Source organism: Eudoraea sp., from assembly GCF_039969275.1.
Classification (GTDB): domain Bacteria; phylum Bacteroidota; class Bacteroidia; order Flavobacteriales; family Flavobacteriaceae; genus Eudoraea.
In genome coordinates, this window is record NZ_JBDVOC010000010.1 from 133735 (window position 1) to 152186 (window position 18452).

Annotated in this window: 18 protein-coding genes; 9 read left to right on the forward strand and 9 right to left on the reverse strand. The window is 37.6% G+C overall.

The annotated features are described in order from the left end of the window. Positions 1-2 precede the first annotated feature (2 nt). The 5 genes from ABJH90_RS08500 to ABJH90_RS08520 all read left to right on the forward strand — a co-directional run bounded on the left by ABJH90_RS08500 (position 3) and on the right by ABJH90_RS08520 (position 5378). A complete protein-coding gene (locus tag ABJH90_RS08500; protein ID WP_348138321.1) occupies positions 3-1730 on the forward strand; it encodes a PspC domain-containing protein in 1728 nt (575 codons plus the stop codon). A gap of 149 nt (positions 1731-1879) precedes the next feature. Then, positions 1880-2602, forward strand: a complete 723-nt coding sequence (locus ABJH90_RS08505; protein WP_348138323.1) for a head GIN domain-containing protein — start codon at positions 1880-1882, stop codon at positions 2600-2602. Positions 2603-2728: 126 nt separating this feature from the next. Continuing rightward, the gene (locus tag ABJH90_RS08510; RefSeq protein WP_348138325.1) at positions 2729-3742 is read left to right on the forward strand and encodes a dipeptide epimerase; all 1014 of its coding nucleotides are present in this window, start codon (positions 2729-2731) and stop codon (positions 3740-3742) included. After that, on the forward strand, positions 3739-4788 hold the full coding sequence (locus ABJH90_RS08515; RefSeq protein WP_348138327.1) for a pyridoxal phosphate-dependent aminotransferase family protein: 1050 nt from the start codon (positions 3739-3741) through the stop codon (positions 4786-4788). The genes ABJH90_RS08510 and ABJH90_RS08515 overlap by 4 nt, the downstream gene beginning before the upstream one ends. Positions 4789-4907: 119 nt before the next feature. Then, on the forward strand, positions 4908-5378 hold the full coding sequence (locus ABJH90_RS08520; RefSeq protein ID WP_348138329.1) for a hypothetical protein: 471 nt from the start codon (positions 4908-4910) through the stop codon (positions 5376-5378). Between the two features lie 82 nt (positions 5379-5460). Here the strand turns inward: ABJH90_RS08520 and trxB are convergent, their stop codons facing one another. The 7 genes from trxB to upp all read right to left on the reverse strand — a co-directional run bounded on the left by trxB (position 5461) and on the right by upp (position 13637). Further along, the gene (gene trxB / locus ABJH90_RS08525) at positions 5461-6426 is read right to left on the reverse strand and encodes a thioredoxin-disulfide reductase (protein WP_348138331.1); all 966 of its coding nucleotides are present in this window, start codon (positions 6424-6426) and stop codon (positions 5461-5463) included. A 217-nt stretch (positions 6427-6643) separates the two neighbouring features. Continuing rightward, positions 6644-6829 carry a DUF2892 domain-containing protein gene (locus ABJH90_RS08530; RefSeq protein ID WP_348138333.1) on the reverse strand — a complete coding sequence of 62 codons (186 nt, stop codon included), beginning with the start codon at positions 6827-6829 and terminating at the stop codon, positions 6644-6646. A 12-nt stretch (positions 6830-6841) separates the two neighbouring features. Continuing rightward, positions 6842-7147 (reverse strand): hypothetical protein, encoded by a 306-nt coding sequence (locus tag ABJH90_RS08535; protein WP_348138336.1) that lies wholly within the window; start codon positions 7145-7147, stop codon positions 6842-6844. Further along, the gene (locus ABJH90_RS08540; protein ID WP_348138338.1) at positions 7144-10338 is read right to left on the reverse strand and encodes an efflux RND transporter permease subunit; all 3195 of its coding nucleotides are present in this window, start codon (positions 10336-10338) and stop codon (positions 7144-7146) included. Before ABJH90_RS08540 ends, ABJH90_RS08535 begins: the two co-directional genes overlap by 4 nt. 62 nt (positions 10339-10400) lie before the next feature. Next, positions 10401-11468 carry an efflux RND transporter periplasmic adaptor subunit gene (locus ABJH90_RS08545; RefSeq protein WP_348138340.1) on the reverse strand — a complete coding sequence of 356 codons (1068 nt, stop codon included), beginning with the start codon at positions 11466-11468 and terminating at the stop codon, positions 10401-10403. A 28-nt stretch (positions 11469-11496) separates the two neighbouring features. Next, the gene (locus ABJH90_RS08550) at positions 11497-12798 is read right to left on the reverse strand and encodes a TolC family protein (RefSeq protein ID WP_348138342.1); all 1302 of its coding nucleotides are present in this window, start codon (positions 12796-12798) and stop codon (positions 11497-11499) included. A 185-nt stretch (positions 12799-12983) separates the two neighbouring features. Further along, entirely contained in the window at positions 12984-13637 is a 654-nt protein-coding gene (upp, locus tag ABJH90_RS08555) for a uracil phosphoribosyltransferase (protein WP_348138344.1), read from the reverse strand. Between the two features lie 339 nt (positions 13638-13976). On the opposite strand from upp, the gene ABJH90_RS08560 reads away from it, so the two are divergent. Genes ABJH90_RS08560 through ABJH90_RS08575 form a run of 4 tightly spaced genes read left to right on the forward strand, consistent with a single transcriptional unit; the run spans position 13977 to position 17493 of the window. Then, positions 13977-15197 (forward strand): sulfite oxidase, encoded by a 1221-nt coding sequence (locus ABJH90_RS08560; RefSeq protein ID WP_348138346.1) that lies wholly within the window; start codon positions 13977-13979, stop codon positions 15195-15197. Beyond that, complete coding sequence (locus ABJH90_RS08565) at positions 15198-15677, forward strand: monoheme cytochrome C (RefSeq protein WP_348138349.1); 480 nt, start codon at positions 15198-15200, stop codon at positions 15675-15677. Beyond that, positions 15661-16602 (forward strand): rhodanese-like domain-containing protein, encoded by a 942-nt coding sequence (locus tag ABJH90_RS08570; protein ID WP_348138351.1) that lies wholly within the window; start codon positions 15661-15663, stop codon positions 16600-16602. The genes ABJH90_RS08565 and ABJH90_RS08570 overlap by 17 nt, the downstream gene beginning before the upstream one ends. Positions 16603-16614: 12 nt before the next feature. After that, positions 16615-17493: a sterol desaturase family protein gene (locus ABJH90_RS08575; RefSeq protein WP_348138353.1), complete on the forward strand. Its 879-nt coding sequence runs from the start codon at positions 16615-16617 to the stop codon at positions 17491-17493. Positions 17494-17508: 15 nt separating this feature from the next. Here ABJH90_RS08575 and ABJH90_RS08580 read toward each other — a convergent pair whose 3' ends face one another. Both ABJH90_RS08580 and ABJH90_RS08585 read right to left on the reverse strand, forming a co-directional pair. Next, on the reverse strand, positions 17509-18150 hold the full coding sequence (locus ABJH90_RS08580; RefSeq protein ID WP_348138355.1) for a DUF3365 domain-containing protein: 642 nt from the start codon (positions 18148-18150) through the stop codon (positions 17509-17511). Then, a complete protein-coding gene (locus ABJH90_RS08585) occupies positions 18150-18419 on the reverse strand; it encodes a heavy-metal-associated domain-containing protein (protein ID WP_348138357.1) in 270 nt (89 codons plus the stop codon). Before ABJH90_RS08585 ends, ABJH90_RS08580 begins: the two co-directional genes overlap by 1 nt. Positions 18420-18452 lie beyond the last annotated feature (33 nt).

Sequence of the window (18452 nt, forward strand, 5' to 3'; positions counted from 1 at the left end):
TAATGAACAAAACAGTAAATATAAATCTCGCAAATATACTTTTTCACATAGATGAAAAAGCATTTAACAAATTACAGCGCTACCTGGAATCAATTAAGCGCTCATTTTCCGGAACTGCCGGAAGCGATGAAATCATTGCTGATATTGAAGCCAGAATAGCTGAACTTTTCCAGGAGAAAATGGAAAACGACAGGCAGGTTATAACTCTTAAGGAGGTAGATGAAGTCATCAACATTATGGGACAACCCGAAGACTACATGGTAGATGAAGACATTTTTGAAGATGAACCAAGAAGAACTAGTGAATCACGTCCAAGAATTAAAAAACTCTACAGAGATATTGACAACAAATATATTGGAGGAGTTTGCGCCGGGCTAGAACATTATCTAGGGTTCGATGTCATATGGATACGCCTGATATTCATTGTATTGGGTATTTTTACAGGTTTTGGTTTTATTGCCTATATCTTACTGTGGATTTTGGTACCAGAAGCCGCAACCACTTCTCAGAAATTGGATATGAGAGGTGAGCCTGTAAACATCAGTAATATTGAACGAAAAGTAAAAGAGGGTTTTGATGATGTTGCAGATAAAGTAAAGAGTGTAGATTATGAAAAAGTAGGTAACCAGGTAAAAAGCAGTGGCAAAACATTTTTTGATGCCCTAGGCGACATTATCATGTTCCTATTCAAAGTTTTTGGAAAATTTATTGGGATCTTATTAATTATAATAGGAGCTGCAACCTTAATTGGTCTCTTTGTAGGATTATTCACTGTTGGAATTTTAGACATTGTACATATCCCTGGTATAGACTTTTATGATATGGTAAATTCCACCTCCGCCCCGGTATGGCTTGTTTCTCTACTATGCTTTTTCGCAATAGGAATTCCATTTTTCTTTCTGTTATACCTGGGATTAAAAATTCTTGTGAATAACCTTAAGTCTATCGGCAACATAGCTAAATTTTCATTGCTGGGATTATGGCTACTATCTATTATCGGACTGAGTGTATTAGGAATTCAACAAGCTTCTGCTCACGCTTTTAACGGGACAACCACTGTTAAAGAAGATTTGAATTTTGATCAAGGAATTGACACCTTACGCATTAGCCTAATATCTAGTGATCTTTATGAAAATCAGGAAAATGTAGGGATCAATGGGATGACTATTACCTATGATGAAAATGGGGACAAACTGTTATTTGCCAACGACGTGCGTTTTGATATTAAGAAGTCTGAGGACTCCATTGCTCATATTCGAATCAGAAAGGACGCAGACGGAAATTCTTTTGCAACTGCAAAAGAACGGGCAAGTGCAATCGATTACAGTTATTCCGTTGTTGATAATACCATATTACTAGATAATTTTCACACAACAGATGCTAAAAATAAGGTTAGGGACCAGGAAGTACGCGTTACGGTTTTTGTTCCGGTAAAAAGCGTCATAAGGTTTGACGAATCTGCCAAACGCCACATTGGGAGAGTAACCCGATACGACAAGGATATTTATCGTAGCGAAATAATAGATTACCAATGGCTTATGAAAGACAATGGTGTATTACAGTGTTTGGACTGTCCCGAAGATCTGGAAGAGGAGGAGAATGAAGATGAAGATGGTCGTATAATTATTAATGGGGAAGGAGTAGATATAGACATTAAAGACAATGGGGATTCCTTTAAAATGAAAATCGATGAGGACGGAGTAAAGATCAAAACCGATGATAATAATTGAAAGTTTACAATTCATCATTGCTATTCAACAACTGAGTAATTCATATTCGATTTTTCTAACAAAAACATGGAATTTTAATCAATCAAATTAAAACAATAATCACTAAATCAGAGTCCAGCTAAAATTTGGACAATAAAAAAACGACTATCATGACAACATTAGCAAGAATTACAATCGCATTTATCCTGGCACTATTTCTTTCCTCTTGTGCCTTTGACATTAATATTGGTGACGGCAAAAAAGGAAACGGGGTTGTTGCCGAAGACCGAAGAGAAGTAACTGAAGAGTTTACCGTTGTGTCTGCCCAGGAAGGCCTGGATGTTTATGTTACGCAGGCCAAAGATTTTGAAATCACCGTGGAAGCCGATGACAACGTTATCGATTTAATTGGTACGGATATCAGGGATGGTAAGTTAAAAATCCATGCTATAGAAAATATTGGCAGAGCAACTAAAAAAGTATATGTTTCTATGCCCGATATTACAGGATTGGAAACTTCAAGTGGTGCTGATTTAATTGGGAAAAGTGTTATTGAATCTGATAAAATATCATTGAATGCCAGTAGTGGATCAGATCTGCAGGTAGAACTAAATGCCGATGAGGTTGATGCCAATACCAGCAGTGGGGCGGATATTAGATTATCCGGCGAAGCCAATATGTTATATGCCAATGCCAGCAGTGGCTCAGATATTAAGGCCAGAGATTTTACCGTACAAACCTGCCGTGCCGATGCTAGCAGCGGAGCAGATATTTCTGTAAATGTATCTGAATCTCTGACTGCTGACGCCAGTAGCGGTGGTGATATTTCCTATTCCGGAGAAGCAACAGTTCAAATGAAAAAATCTGTTTCCGGAAGTGTTCATAAAAATTAAGATTCTATATTCAATTTTAAATAACATATATTTTCTTTAAACTAATTTTATAACCCCGGTATTCTTGCCGGGGTTTTATTTTATGATAGTTGGGATTTATTTATATTCGTATTAAACAATTGGTTAATGAATCTCACTCTAAAGAAGTATACTTTATCCTTGAAACATACCTTTAGTATTTCAAGGGAATCCTATGATTCACAAGATACTTTAATAGTTACTCTTTCGTCTGAAAATTGTAACGGTTATGGAGAAGCAACTTCCAATCCGTATTACGGCATTAGCTGTGAAAGCATGATCTCTGAAATAGAAGGAATTCGTCCAGAAATAGAGGCCTATAATTTTCATAATACTGAAGACTTTTATTCTTTTATTGCCTCCAGAGGATTGAGCAACTTTGCCTTATGTGCTTTAGATCTGGCTGCTCATGACCTCTATGGTAAAATCATGGGAAAACCACTTTATGAGATTTGGGGTACTTCTATTGAGAATTATCCAATTACCAATTATACGATTGGTCTGGATACCGTAGATAAAATGGTTGCAAAAATGAAAGAAAAACCCTGGCCTATTTACAAAATTAAGTTAGGAACGGATAATGATGTGGCCATTATTAAGGAGTTGCGAAAACATACAACATCTATTTTCAGGATTGATGCCAATTGTGCATGGACGGCGACGGAGACTATTCATAATGCACCCTTGCTAAAAGACCTGGGCGTTGAGTTCCTGGAACAACCCCTAAAAGCTGATAATTGGGAGGGAATGGAAAAAGTAATTCACCAAAGTGTTCTTCCGGTAATTGCCGACGAAAGCTGTATTGAAGAGGGTGATGTAGAGAAATGCTATCTCCATTTTAATGGTATAAATATTAAGTTAACAAAATGTGGGGGGCTTACACCAGCTCTCCGTATGATAGATAAAGCCAGCGAACTAGGGATGAAAGTCATGGTAGGGTGCATGACCGAATCTACCGTTGGGATTTCCGCTATTGCCCAGTTATTGCCAAAATTGGATTATGTAGATATGGATGGGGCAATGTTATTAGCTGAGGATATTGCAAAGGGGGTTCAAATTAAAGAAAAAGGCCGTGTAGTTTTTCCTGATATTAATGGCAGCGGAATAGAATTGTTCAAATGACCTCTAATATTGATTCTTTTCCGGGACGCGAAATTATAATTGAGCGAAAGAAATTTCTTTACTTTGGTGGAACCGCCTATTTTGGGATGCAAACTGATAGGGAATTCCAGAATGTTTTTATCGCAAATATCAAAAAATATGGCACCAGCTACGGCGCTTCCAGAAAGTCCAATGTTCAGCTATCAGTTTATAGAGACGCTGAAACTCATCTTTCAAAATGGGTTGGTAGTGAAGACTGTGCAGTTCTATCATCAGGATATCTTGCGGGTCAATTGATTTGCAGCTTATTCAGCGGTAAGAAATATCAGTTGTTCTATACACCAAACAGTCATTCCGCCCTTTACCAATCTAACGTTAAACCATATATCACTTATTCGGCTTTGCATATTGCATTAAGGGACCATCTGTCATCAAATAAAGAAGCAATACCTGTAATTCTTTTAGATTCCATAGATTTCTCGGGCTACAACTACCCAGAATTTCAAGGGTTAATGTCACTACCTTTAAATAAATGCATTCTTGTGGCAGATGATTCACACGGTATTGGGCAAATAGGCCCGGCAAATAGTGGAGTTTTCCAAATTCTCTCGAATTGCAAACCAAAAGAACTACTAATTTGCTGCTCTTTGGGTAAAGCGTTAGGTATAGATGCAGGAGCAATCTTTGGTACCAGTAAAAGGTTAAAACAAGTAATAAAAACCGATTTTTATGCCGGAGCTTCACCCCCGTCGCCTGCAAGTATGGCCACATTAATTGAGGTCGAAGAAATATATAGATCTAAAAAAAGGATTTTGGATTATAATATGAGTTTTTTCCTAAATCAAATAAATGATAGTAAGAAATTTAGCTTTATAAAAGGATTTCCCGTATTTGGTTATTCCGATCCTGAATTAACAAAATTTCTGTATGAAAACGGAATTATTGTAACTGATTTCAATTATCCCTCAGAAGAGGCCAGCTTAAAAAACAGGATCGTATTAACTGCCTTACATACTGAGAAAGACATTACAAAACTGACTTCGCTTATAAATTCTTTTTATGATTAACTATTAAACTGGTAGCCAGTAATTTACAATTCATAATTTATTGCCCTATAATCCGTTGGTTTCACAAAAAAATTGTAACTTTTAAGATCAATTTAAGAATCACATTAAAATACACTAACATGAAGAAAATACTGGGAATGGTTTTATTGATGGTGCTCCTGATCATTGTTACTTCAATCACATCGATGAAACCTAACACTATGCATAGCATTCAAGGCAACTGGGAACTCCAAAGCTTTTATAACTATGATGGCGAAAATATTACTGATACTGTACCTCTTGCTGAAGGTTACAGACAGGTCAAAATGTATTATGACGGCAAGGTCATGTGGTCTCGTACTACCTCTAGTGATACTAAGGACGCAGATGGTAATGACGTTATAGGGAGATTTGGCTTTGGAAGCTATAAATTAACAGATGACGAATTAATAGAAACCATAGAATATGGTGATAAAGGTATGATGAGAGATTTGGAGACTTTACGAAAATTTACTTTTGAATTAGAAATGAAGGATAATACCTATAGTCAGATAACAACTGATTCTGAAGGTAACAGGACTTTCTCAGAAAATTACAAAAGAATAGATTAGGATCTGGCATCCTTGAAAAATGAAAAGACCACTAGGAATAGCGGTCTTTTTTTTATTGCAACAAATATATTTATTATATACTTCAGGATACTACTTGCGGGGATTCTATAGTAGCCAAATAGCGTTCTGCATCCAAAGCAGCCATACAACCGGTTCCTGCTGCCGTTACGGCTTGTCTGTATTCCTTATCCTGAACATCACCACTTGCAAAAACCCCTGGCTTGCTTGTTTTAGTGGATTTACCATGTGTTATAAGATATCCAGTGTCATCCATCTCTAACTGACCCTTGAAAATTTCCGTATTGGGTTTATGACCTATGGCAACAAAGAATCCTGTAATCGGAATTTCCTCTTTTGCACCAGTTTTATTATTCACAATTCGTAAACCTTCAACGACCTGATCCCCTAATATTTCATCCACTTCCGAATTATATCTTAAATCAATGTTTGGCAGACTGTCTACCCTATGTTGCATGGCCTTGGAAGCTCTCATATAATCCTTACGAACCAACATCGTAACTTTATTACAAATATTAGCAAGATAAGATGCCTCTTCTGCCGCGGTATCTCCACCCCCTACAATTGCTACATCTTGTCCTTTGTAAAAAAATCCGTCGCAAACAGCGCATGCCGAAACACCACCTCCTCGTAAACGTTGTTCACTTGGTATATTCAAATACTTTGCAGTTGCTCCTGTGGAAATAATTACGGTTTCAGCCTCAATTACTTTAGAATCATCTATGGTTACTTTGTGAATCCCTCCGACTTCGTCACTGAAGTCAACTGCAGTTGCCATACCAATTCGAACCTCTGTTCCAAAGCGCTCGGCCTGTTGCTGCAACTGGACCATCATTGTAGGTCCATCTATACCTTCAGGGTAACCTGGAAAATTATCGACTTCCGTGGTGGTGGTTAACTGCCCTCCGGGCTCCATCCCGGTATACATAAGTGGTTTTAAATCTGCCCTGGCTGCATAAATAGCAGCCGTATAACCTGCAGGGCCTGAACCCAATATGAGTGTTTTTACACGTTCAATTTTTTCTGACATGATTAAATATTAAACTATAATTATTATGCCATAAAAGTAGGATTTTCAGGATAAACCTTACTTTAAAAGTTATAAAAAGTTATTATACTTATATAAGTAGATCTATGTTGTCTTTCCAAGGTAGTTCAAATCAATTATTGAAGTATAATCGAAGTATTTACTCCTTATGATAGACTGGCACCTTACTTATAAATATATCAGGCCGGAAAGAATTTAGCTAATCCTTTACACCAAATTTGGATAAAATATCCTCCATTAAACACCATTTTGTGAATGATGACTGTAAGAGGTTTATGCCCACGAAGGCAGTAAACCATAACCAATTAATATTTACGTAAATGGCTAGTATTAAGCTAATTAAAATAAAGGTTCCGGCAACAGCCCTAACAATTCTGTTTTTCATATTAATAATCTTTTAAATTGATCTTTCTATGGGAACTACAATCGCTTTTATTGGATTGTTGGTTGCCAAATTTTCATTAAACTCTTTTATCAAGCTAAAGAGCGAATCTATTTTTTCATCTTTGGTGAAGGAGAAAAACAGAGTGGATTCGACACCTCCTTTTACACCAGGAAACCAATTTGAGGTCATTAAAATGGATGCCTTTTGTTTATATCCTTCGATTTCTGAACCGCTAAAATTTTCAATATCGGCTTTTTTAAAAAGTTGCAGTATGATCTCTTCGTACTGCTCGACTACGGTAACAATAAGTAGTTTCATATTTTGTGATTTTTACGTTCTATTAAGTAATATACCAGTGGTACCACTAACAGAGTAAGCACTGTTGAGGCAATTGTCCCACCCATTAGTGAAATAGCTAAGCCCTGAAATATCGGATCAAAAAGAATAACAAAAGCACCAATGACAACCGTTCCTGCAGTTAAAAGAATAGGGGTCGTTCGAACTGCCCCGGCATCTATAACAGCTTGTTTTAACGGAACACCTTCTGCAACACGAAGATTTATAAAGTCTATTAGCAGCACGGAATTTCTTACCATTATTCCGGCCAAAGCTATCATTCCAATAAAAGAAGTAGCCGTAAAGAATGCATCTAATATCCAATGGCCAAATACAATCCCTACTAAGGATAGAGGAATGGCTACCATCATCACAATAGGTGCCTTAAAATTTTGAAACCAGCCTACAATTAAAATATAGATAATGACAATTACCCCTAGAAATGCAATCCCTAAATCTCTGAATACTTCCAGAGTAATCTGCCACTCTCCATCCCATTTTATAGTGTAATCATCTTCAAAATTTGGCTGATTAATGTAAAGTTCCTCAAGCTTATATCCTTCCGGAATATCAATTTCCTTTAATTTATCTGTCATGCCCAAGATAGCATAAACGGGGCTTTCAAGTTCTCCGGCCATATCAGCAATCACATAAACCACCCGTTTTTGATTTTTTCTATAAATGCTTTTGGCAGTAATGGTTTTATTAATTTCCGTTAAGTCGCCTATAGTATTCATAGTTCCCATTCCGGATTTAACTTTGAGTTGAGAAATATCATTCATGGTGGATTTCTCTTTTTCATCCAGGGCGAGTATCAAGCTTACCTGGTTGGATGCGTCTTCATCATACAAGTTAGTAATGGGTCTCTCAGAAAGCGCCAAATTTAATGTTTGCGTAATTTGCTCTGGTGCCACTCCATAAAGCATAGACTTTTGTTTGTCAATGATAAATTCATATTCGGTTTGGTCCGCTTCTACCATCCAATCCACATCCACTACATCTTTGGTATTGTTTAATAGACTTTGCACCTGACTAGCGACGGCAATCTGCTTGTCATAATCCGGCCCATAAATTTCCCCCACAATAGTGGATAACACCGGTGGTCCAGGGGGTACTTCCACTACTTTTACGTTCGCATTATATTTTTTTCCAATTTTTCTTATTTCGGGACGCAAAAGGCTGGCAATTTGATGACTTTGAGCACTTCTTTCGTGTTTATCAACCAGGTTTACCTGAATATCTGCAACATTACTCCCGGCTCTGAGATCATAATGCCTTACTAATCCGTTAAAGGTTATAGGAGCTGAAGTCCCAACGTAGCTTTGATAATTAACGACTTCCGGACGAGTAGATAAATACTGAGAAATTTCTTTTGCAACAACTGCAGTCCTTTCAAGAGTAGTACCTTCAGGCATGTCTATGACCACCTGAAATTCGTTTTTATTATCGAAAGGAAGCATTTTTACAGCTACCGATTTAGTAAAGAACATGGCCACCGAAGCCAGTAACAAAATGAAAGTTATTCCCAAAAATATCCAGCGTATCTTTTTATTTTCTAGCAGAGGCTTTTCAAATCTCTCATAGATCCTATAAATAAATGTATCCTCTAGTTGTTTCTCTTCTTTTTTCTTACCCACTTTTTCTTTTTCACGTAGAAAAATAAAACCGAGGTAAGGAGTAATTGTAAGTGCCACAAACAAAGACAAAATCATTGCAATAGATGCTCCAATTGGCATAGGGGACATATATGGCCCCATTAACCCAGAAACAAATGCCATAGGTAGTACCGATGCAATGACCGTGAAAGTTGCCAAAATTGTTGGGTTTCCAACTTCATTAATCGCGTATAGAGCAGCTTGTTTGAATGGCAAACGCTTCATTTTGAAATGGCGGTGCATATTCTCGGCAATGATTATGGAATCATCAACCACAATACCTGTTACAAATACCAAAGCAAAAAGAGTAATTCTATTTAGCGTATAGTCCAGCATATAATAGCTGAGTAATGTAAGGGCAAATGTGATTGGAACTGATAAAAACACCACCAAACCACCTCGCCAACCCATGGCCAACATCACCACGAAAGTTACCGCTATAATTGCCCCTATAAGGTGCATTAATAGTTCTGATACTTTTTGAGAAGCGGTTTCGCCATAATTTCTTGTTACTTCCACATGTACATTGCTGGGAATCAGGTTTTGTTTTAGATGTTCAACCTTATCCAGAATAATATCTGAAATCTTCATGGCATCTGCTCCTTTTCGTTTGGCTATTGAAATGGTAACAGCTGGATACTCAGAGTTATAAAGTTGTGCATTTTCACTTGCCTGGCCATAACCAAGAGAAACATAATTTTTTGGCAATTCAGCTCCATCATGTATTTCGGCAATTTGTTTCAGATATATTGGTTGATTTTGTTGAACGCCTACAACCAAATTTTCAACATCTTCCGTAGTTTCCAAAAACCTCCCGGTTGTTACAGTGAACTCTGTGTCATACTTATCAAAAGTACCGCTACGAAGCTGGCTGTTGTTGGCCTTTATCATCTGGGCAACGGAAAGGAAATCCACACCGCTTTCTGCCATCTTATCTTTATCAAGAACTACCCTTAATTGCCTGTTCCTGCCACCAATTTTTTGAATAGCCGAAACATCACTTATTTTTTCAATTTCGTCTGTAAGCTCCTGTGCAATCTGCTTCAGCTGGTAATCATCATAATTCTCACTCCACAAGGTTAAACCCAGCATTGGCACATCATCAATAGCCCTGGTTTTTACTAATGGAAAGGTCACACCCTGCGGTATGATATCCATATGCTTGTTAATCTCATTATATAGTTTAACAAAAGACCGCTCAATATCCTCACCCACATAAAACTGCACAATAACCATGGCCTGTTCATTCATGGAAGTAGAATAAACATATTCAACCCCTTTGATATTGGAGATAAGTTTTTCCAGAGGCTTTACCACCCTTGACTCAACTTCGGTAGGGCTGGCTCCTGGGTATCCCACAAAAATATCAGCAATGGGAACATCAATCTGAGGTTCTTCCTCCCTTGGAATTAAAAAGGAGCTGTATACCCCAATGATCATAAAAACTATCATTAGGAGCACTGTTAGCTTTGATCCTATAAACAACTTTGCAATTTTCCCTGCTAATCCTTCTTTCATATTTTTATTATTGCTTTATAAACTTCTTTTCTTGATGGGTGGTAAACAAACCTAACCCGGATCTATTGTATAGATATTTTAGCTCCGTTATATAATTTTCCATTTGATGAAATAATAAAACTTTCATCTGTTGTTAAGCCGGATAAAACCTCAACCTTATCACCATAGGACCGTCCCAAACGAAGCCATCTGAGAAGGGCGGTGTTACTCTCACTTACTGTATATACTCCGGATAATTGTCCTTTTTGAACAACTGCCTCAAGTGGTATTAAAGTTGCTCTTGATTGATTATCTCTTGCTATAGAAAATTTGACTGTGGCATACATCCCGGATAGGATAGGCGCGCTTGTTTCCGATAAGGACACTTTAACATGATACTGACCACCTGTATTTTTAGATGAGCTACTTACCTCAACAACTTCTCCCGGGACATTCTCATTCAAGGAGTTTAAACTCACCTGCACTTCCATGCCCTGTTTGATTTTTGTTATTTCAGATTCGGGTACTAAAGTCAGTACCTGATATTTCCCGGGAGCTTCTACTTCAAGAAGAGGCTTTCCAGGATTTGCCATATCACCGGGGTTTATGAACTTATTGGTTACTACTCCGTTAAAAGGAGCACGAATATCTGCATAAGAAAATTGTGCATTTACTTCATTTTTCATTTGCCTTGCGCCCTCCAGTCTCGCTTTGGCCATATTGAAATTAGCAGTTATATCATCCAGTTCCTTCTGGGAAGCGCTATTTTCGTTAAACAATGCTGTAAATCTTTTCAGGTCTTTTTCTGAATTGTTATAGGCTGCTGTAGCTTCAGCAATTCCGGCATTTACCTGAGCAAGTTTCGCGGACAGTTCCGTGTTGTTGATGCTCAATAGCAGTTGTCCTTTAGTAACCTTATCCCCTATCCCGACATGAATCTTGTCTACATGGCCCATGATTCGGGTGCTTAAGTTGGCACTTTTAACGGCTTCTATCGTTCCGCTGGTGGAAATCATATTCGGGCCATCAATCTCGCCAACCATTCTTACTGTTACCGGAATAACAAGCTCATTTGCCTGTTGTTCTTTCTTCTCTTTATTACTACAACTCCAGACAAGAAATATCAGAAGTATCACGTATAATTTTTGCATATTTTGGTTTTTAATCTTCATTATTTAATTACTCTTTTGTTAAAAATTCCATGTAAGCCACCGCAGAATTATGCTGAAAAATGGTGAAATAATATTCCAGTTGTTTCTGTGCATATTGCGTTTCGGCCAAGAGCAGATCCGTCGTTTTTTCCAAACCTTGTGCAAAACGATTGCTGCGAATTCTCAACGCTTCTTTGGATTGATTTAAAGCGAGGATTGTAAGCTCCAGATTATTTTTTGTGTCCTGTAGCATACGCCTGGCTTTGTTGAGCTCTAGCTGACTTTCTGATTTGTATTGCTCTAATTCCAATTTGGCTTTTTCAAATTCTGCCTTACTTTTATGGGCTTTACCAAATCGCTTAGTCCCGTTCAGGACATCCCATCTCAATTCTGCCCCAAAGAGATAGCCACTGGCACTTCCCCGAAACACCTGTTCATCATGTAATTCATAGGTCCCGAAAGCATTCAGCTTAGGTAAAAAACTCATTTTATCAGACCTATATGTTTGATAATAGGCCTCCTTAGCTGATTCCATAGCCAAAATATCTTTTCTATTCTCCGATACACTTTTCAAAGAAAATTGGTTTGCAAAAACCTTAAGTGAATCGACAGGAGTCATTAGCTGGTAGGTGGAGTCATTCATCATAACCGATAGGTAATTGGAGGCATTTTGAATATTACTTTTTGCATATTGCAGTTGATTATCAATTTCTGTTACCCGTACTTCCACAGCCAGTACATCAGATCTTTGAAGGTATCCCTGTTTAAAGCTGTTGTCTGCCAGCCTTTTATTTTCCATTGCAGCCACCTTTGTTTTTTCCAAAACTTCTACTGTTTTGTAGGCCAGCTGCAACTGCATGTATGCTTTTTCAACCTCCAGCATCAGGTAATCCCGAGTGCGCCCGGATTGGTATTCCGAGGCTGTCAATTTGGCTTTTGCCGCTTTGCGTTGGTAGAAGCCATCAAAATTTAACAAAGGTTGTTGAATCTCAAACCGGGTTGCATAATCTTCAATTTGACTTGGATTATTCAGGCGGTCTGGATTAAAATCGGCTTGTGTTACAATTTGCTGATTTAATTTAATTCCAAAAGCCATCAACGGATTGTTCGTAGCTATCCCCGTATGTGAAAGACTAATATTGGGCAATAGTACTGCATTGGTTTGTCTAAAATCACCTTCAGCAGCCATAATGTCTTTTTCTGAGATTTTTAAGGTTGCATTGAACTCCATCACCTTGTTCATAATCTCTCCCTTGGTAATCAGTACGCCTTTTTGGGCATTTACAAAAAAAACGCTTAACATGATCAGTATTTGCAGTGTATTCTTCATCAACTAATTATTTTGAAGCAAAATTAACCTTAGAAGAATGTGCAGGCAGTAACATATGTTACCGAAATCTGGTAACTTTTGTTACAGAATATGTGAACAGAATTGCATATATAATGAAAGAACTCATTACTTGTTTCTGAGAATGCAGACGGCTGGTTGATAATCTTGGGGTGATTAAATAGAAACTAAAGTTTGGTCCCGTAAGCAAGATCCCCGGCATCGCCCAATCCGGGAATGATATATCCTTTGGCAGTCAATTCATCATCAATGGCTGCGATCCACAGATGCGTATTTTCCGGGAAAACACTTTTTACATATGCTATCCCTGTTGTAGAGCCAATTACAGAAATTATGTGAATCTGCTTGGGTTGGCCATGGTTTTTTAAAGCCTTTAATACATTCTCTAAGGTCTTACCGGTTGCCAGCATAGGATCTGTTAGTATCAAGGTCTTACCCCCCAAAGCCGGAGCCGCAAAATATTTTACGATTACATCAAATTCATTACCCCCTTCCGGATGATGCCTGTAGGCTGAAATAAAAGCGTTCTCAGCTTTGTCAAAATAATTCAAAAGTCCACGATGTAAAGGCAAACCGGCCCTTAATACAGAACACAAAACAAGATTATTTAATGGCAAGGCCATGGTTTTATGCCCAAAAGGCGTTTGAATCGTACTTACCTTATAATTTAGCGTTTTACTTAATTCATAACACAGAATTTCACCAATCCGTTCAATATTCCTTCGAAAACGCATGGAATCCTTTTGAATATTTATATCCCTGAGTTCAGCAACGAATTGATTTAGTAAAGAATTTTCAGTTCCGTAATTATGAATGATCATATATTGAAATTTTGAACGGAATCTGATCCCGTTTGATCTAATCCGCGAGAAAGAATATTTTCTTTACCGAGGATAATAATGTTGATTTTAAATATAAGAAAAAATGAATATACAGTTTGCTTTACTTTAGAAGTGTGATGTTTTACAATAAAGGGACTGTAATCATAATTCCGGCAGCTCCTCGTCCAATAATCAGAATTTGATGATGAGATTTTATTTTGAAAATATTTTTACGATATCCTAAATATATTTACAAATATTTCAAGCATAGTAACATTTGTTACACTCACTTTATTAAATAAATTCTTAATTTAGAATCTTTAGAAAGAAACAGACTCAATGAAAAGACGAAACTTCGTTAAAAAGGCGACTATAGGCACCATGGCCTCCGTAATAGGTGCGGATATTGTTTTTGGTTCGGTTATGCCCGAAGGATACAAACCACTGGCCTTCCAGGACCCCGACCCCTTCAAAATGTTTGACAAGGATAAAGGGATGGTCGTGCTAAACGACAAACCCTGGAATATTGAAGCAAAGGCTCACCTTTTGGATGATAAAATAACGCCTAACAAGTTTATGTTTATTCGTAACAATGGATTAATCCCGGAAAACATAGACGCTGACAAATGGACCTTAACATTTGATGGAGAGTCGGTAAGGCAAGAGAAAACATATACCCTGGCAGAGTTAAAATCAAAATTTCCGCAGTATACCTACCAATTAACCCTGGAATGTGGCGGGAATGGCCGAAGTGAATTTGACCCGCCCGCAAAGGGAAATCAATGGACAATTGGGGCGGTTTCCTGTGCTACCTGGACCGGAATCAGGCTAAAAGACGTTTTGGAAGATGTTGGAATAAAAGATGACGCAGTTTATATTGGATATCACGCTGCGGATGTACATTTAAGCAGGGATCCGGGGAAAGAACCAATTTCACGTGGTGCCCCTATGATAAAGGCACTGCAGGAGGAAACCTTACTTGCTTTTAAAATGAACAACAAGGACATTCCATTAGCTCATGGTTACCCTTTACGGCTGATTGCCGGGGGCTGGCCCGCTTCGGTTTCCGGGAAATGGATAAATAGAATCAGTATTCGAAATAAGGTACATGATGGCACTAAAATGACCGGCACGGCATACAGAGTACCTTGTAATCCTGTGGCTCCAGGCGAGAAAGTTAAAGATGAGGATATGTGTATAATTGAATCTATGCCTGTAAAATCATTAATAACCTATCCAAAATCAGGGGCTATAATTAATAAAGGTAAAAAACTGGACATCCGGGGACATGCCTGGGCCGGAGAGCTTGAAGTAACGCAAATGGAATATTCCATAGATTTTGGTTCCACCTGGCAGTCCTGTCCAATAGAAAAACCGGCAAACAGATTGGCGTGGCAACATTTTAATGCTTCAATAGGCTTTCCAAAGGAAGGTTATTATGAAGTGTGGGCGCGGGCCACAGATTCCAACGGTATAAGTCAACCTATGTTATTACCAGGTTGGAATCCAAAGGGTTACCTTAATAACGCATGCCATAGAATTGCAGTAAAGGTTACATAAATGCAGGAACACTCTAAGTTTAAACAACAGGTAAAAGCCATCTATAGACTTATGGCAGGTTTATTTGGCTTATTCATTGTAGCTGCCATAGGAATCCTGTTTTTGTTGTCTAACCCGGATTGGACCATGAAAAAAGTATCAGAAGTTGAGCCGGAATATGTTGCTGTTCAGGAATCAGATGATTTTGACAAGATTGAAAATGGTGTACATGTGCGAACCGGTCTTATAGAAGCCGACGGACTAATGACAGTGGTAAATAATTGTACAAATTGTCATTCTGCAAAACTAGTCACCCAAAATAGAATGAATGAGGAAAGATGGATTGCTACTATCAGATGGATGCAGGAAACCCAAAATTTATGGGATCTGGGAAATAATGAAGCAATAATTGTAAACTATCTGGTAACCAATTACCCACCTAAGAAAAAGGGAAGACGTGAATTATTATCAGATATTGAATGGTATGAGCTCAAAGATTAGTATTTATACAGTATTGTATATTTTGCTTATATCCTGTAATGGAGTAAAAGAAAAACCAAACCTTGTCCTTTCAAATTATGCCTCATCGGAACATCTTATAGAGGCGAAAGAATTAGTAAGAATTTTTAAAGATGAAAATATAAAAATAGTGGATTTCAGAAATCCGAAGAATTATAAGAATGGACATATTTATGGTTCCTTAAATATATGGCGTACAGACGTTTCTGATAGTTCATACCCATACGAAGGGATGAGATCTGATAAGGAAAATATTGAGCTTTTTTTTGGCAAAATCGGAATAAGTAACGATGATCTTATCGTTGTATATGACGATAAGGGATCCTCTGATGCTGCTCGTTTATGGTGTTTATTAACCTATTATGATTTTAAATCTGTGAAGATATTAAATGGCGGACTAAAGAGCTGGGAAAGCATAGGTGGAAAACTTTCGACTAAACCTATCTCATACCCTCCTACCCAATTCTATCTTCCGGAAAAAAGGAGTGAAAAATTGTGGATTGACAAAGACGAACTAATAGGTTTAATAACCAATGAGAGTAAAAATATTATTCTTATTGATACCCGGAGTTCTGAAGAATACTCAGGATCCCTTATAAAAAAAGGTGCCTCAAAAGCAGGGAGAATAGCAACAAGCATTCACACAGATTGGGCTGAAGCCGTTGATCTGGAGGGCAATAAAAAGTTTAAGTCTATTGAGGAATTACAAAAGGTTTACAAGGGTGTGGAAATGAGTGCAAAAGATACGGTTGTTGTTTATTGTCATACCGGTTACAGATCATCTTTGACAACTTTTGTTTTAACTGAGTTAATGGGGTTTGAAAACGTAAGGAACTATGATGGATCCTGGGTGGAATGGAGTTATTTTGACGAATTACCTTATGAAAAAGATAGTATAATATTATAAAATCAAAACATTATGGAAAAATATATTGACGCTTTTGTTTCGGCTTTTACAGGAAGTTTAGAATGGACATGGAAGTCTATTCTATTTGAAGTCCCATGGTATACAAACTATTTTTGGGGTCTTGTAGTAATTTCATTGGCTGTTTGGATTCTCGAAATTCTTTTTCCCTGGAGAAAGGACCAATCTATTTTTAGAAAAGACTTTTGGCTGGATGCTTTTTACATGTTCTTTAATTTTTTCATGTTCGCTATAGCCATTAGTGGATTCTATAAAATATTGGAAGCTTTATTCAGCGATTTAGGTATAACAGCTAAAAGCCTGGCTATTGTAGATATATCCAGCATGCCAATGTGGTTGCAATTGCTTTTGTTTTTCATTGTTTTAGACTTTGTACAATGGTTTACACATATCCTGCTTCACAAGTATCCTATTTTATGGAATTTTCATAAAGTACATCATTCTGTCAAAGAAATGGGGTTTGCCGCCCATCTACGCTATCATTGGATGGAGAATATCTTATACAAACCCCTAAAAGTTTTCGGCGTAATGATTCTGGGTGGATTTGAACCAGAACAGGCATATGTGGTTCACTTTCTCGCTATTACCATTGGTCATTTAAATCATTCCAATATTAAAATTACCTATGGCCCATTAAAGTATATTTTAAACAATCCGGTCATGCATCTATATCATCATGCAATGGACTTACCAGAAGGTAAATATGGTATTAATTTTGGAATCAGTTTAAGTCTCTGGGATTATATTTTTAAAACTAGTCATGTTCCTGAAGACAGCGGAACAATAGAACTTGGTTTCCCGGGAGATGATAAATTTCCCCATGATTTTGTGCATCAGGAAATATATGGATTTGTGAAGCCCAAGGATGAATAATAAGTAAAATATCAGTTAATTATTTTCTTTAAAATTTATGGCCCAGATACCTCTGACCTCGTTCACCTGGTAATCTTGGGCCATATCTTTTGGATAGAGTTTATTTAATATAGCTAAAGTGGATGTTGCGATCTGCTCTTCCGGCACTCCATGACACTGAAGACACATGGCATTTGTGATAATAGGATAATAGAAGTCTATCTGCCCACCTGTGGTATCCAATATGGGTTCTACAGCCTTACCTGATGCCAGCATTTTTTTAAAGTCAGTTATAAATACCAGCTCCTTTTCATTGGCTTTGTTTAAAGGATTTCTGGGCTTATCAGAAACACGTCTTATTTTGGCCCCATGAGCCAAAGATATACTGTCTGTTAGTGGAAGTGCATTTATATTACAAAATTCAACTGCGCCGTCCGGGCCTTTTTCCGTAATAGCCTGCACTAGTTTCTTACCTAATACACCCTTCGTAGTAGCTGCGTACTTCTGACCTAACTTCTTATATTTTTCAAGTGTATCTATGGATACTTTTCCCGAGTGAGATTGATCAACTAATAATTCGGTTCCTGAGGTTTTTTCAACGGCCTGAAGGCTAGGTTTAGGCGAGTCTTTACATGAGGTCAGGAAAAATAGCCCTATAAGAAGTAATAGGTACTTCATTATTTCGACATTTTCCCGCTGGCACAACTAAAAAATGAACGTGCTTTAGCAGATACGCTATTTTTATACTCAATAGAAGGATATCCCAGTGCTTTTAGTTTATCCTTGACTAATATGGCATCATCCACATTTTCGCAGGTAAAATGAACTGTGGCCGTTTCTGTATCCACATCAATGTCTGAAAGATGGTTCATTTCCGATAATTTACTAGTGATGGTTTTTGCACAACCGCCACACTTTAGGTTTTGAACTATTACTGAGGCCTTCATAATTTATTTTATTTTGTCTTGTTTGAATATCTA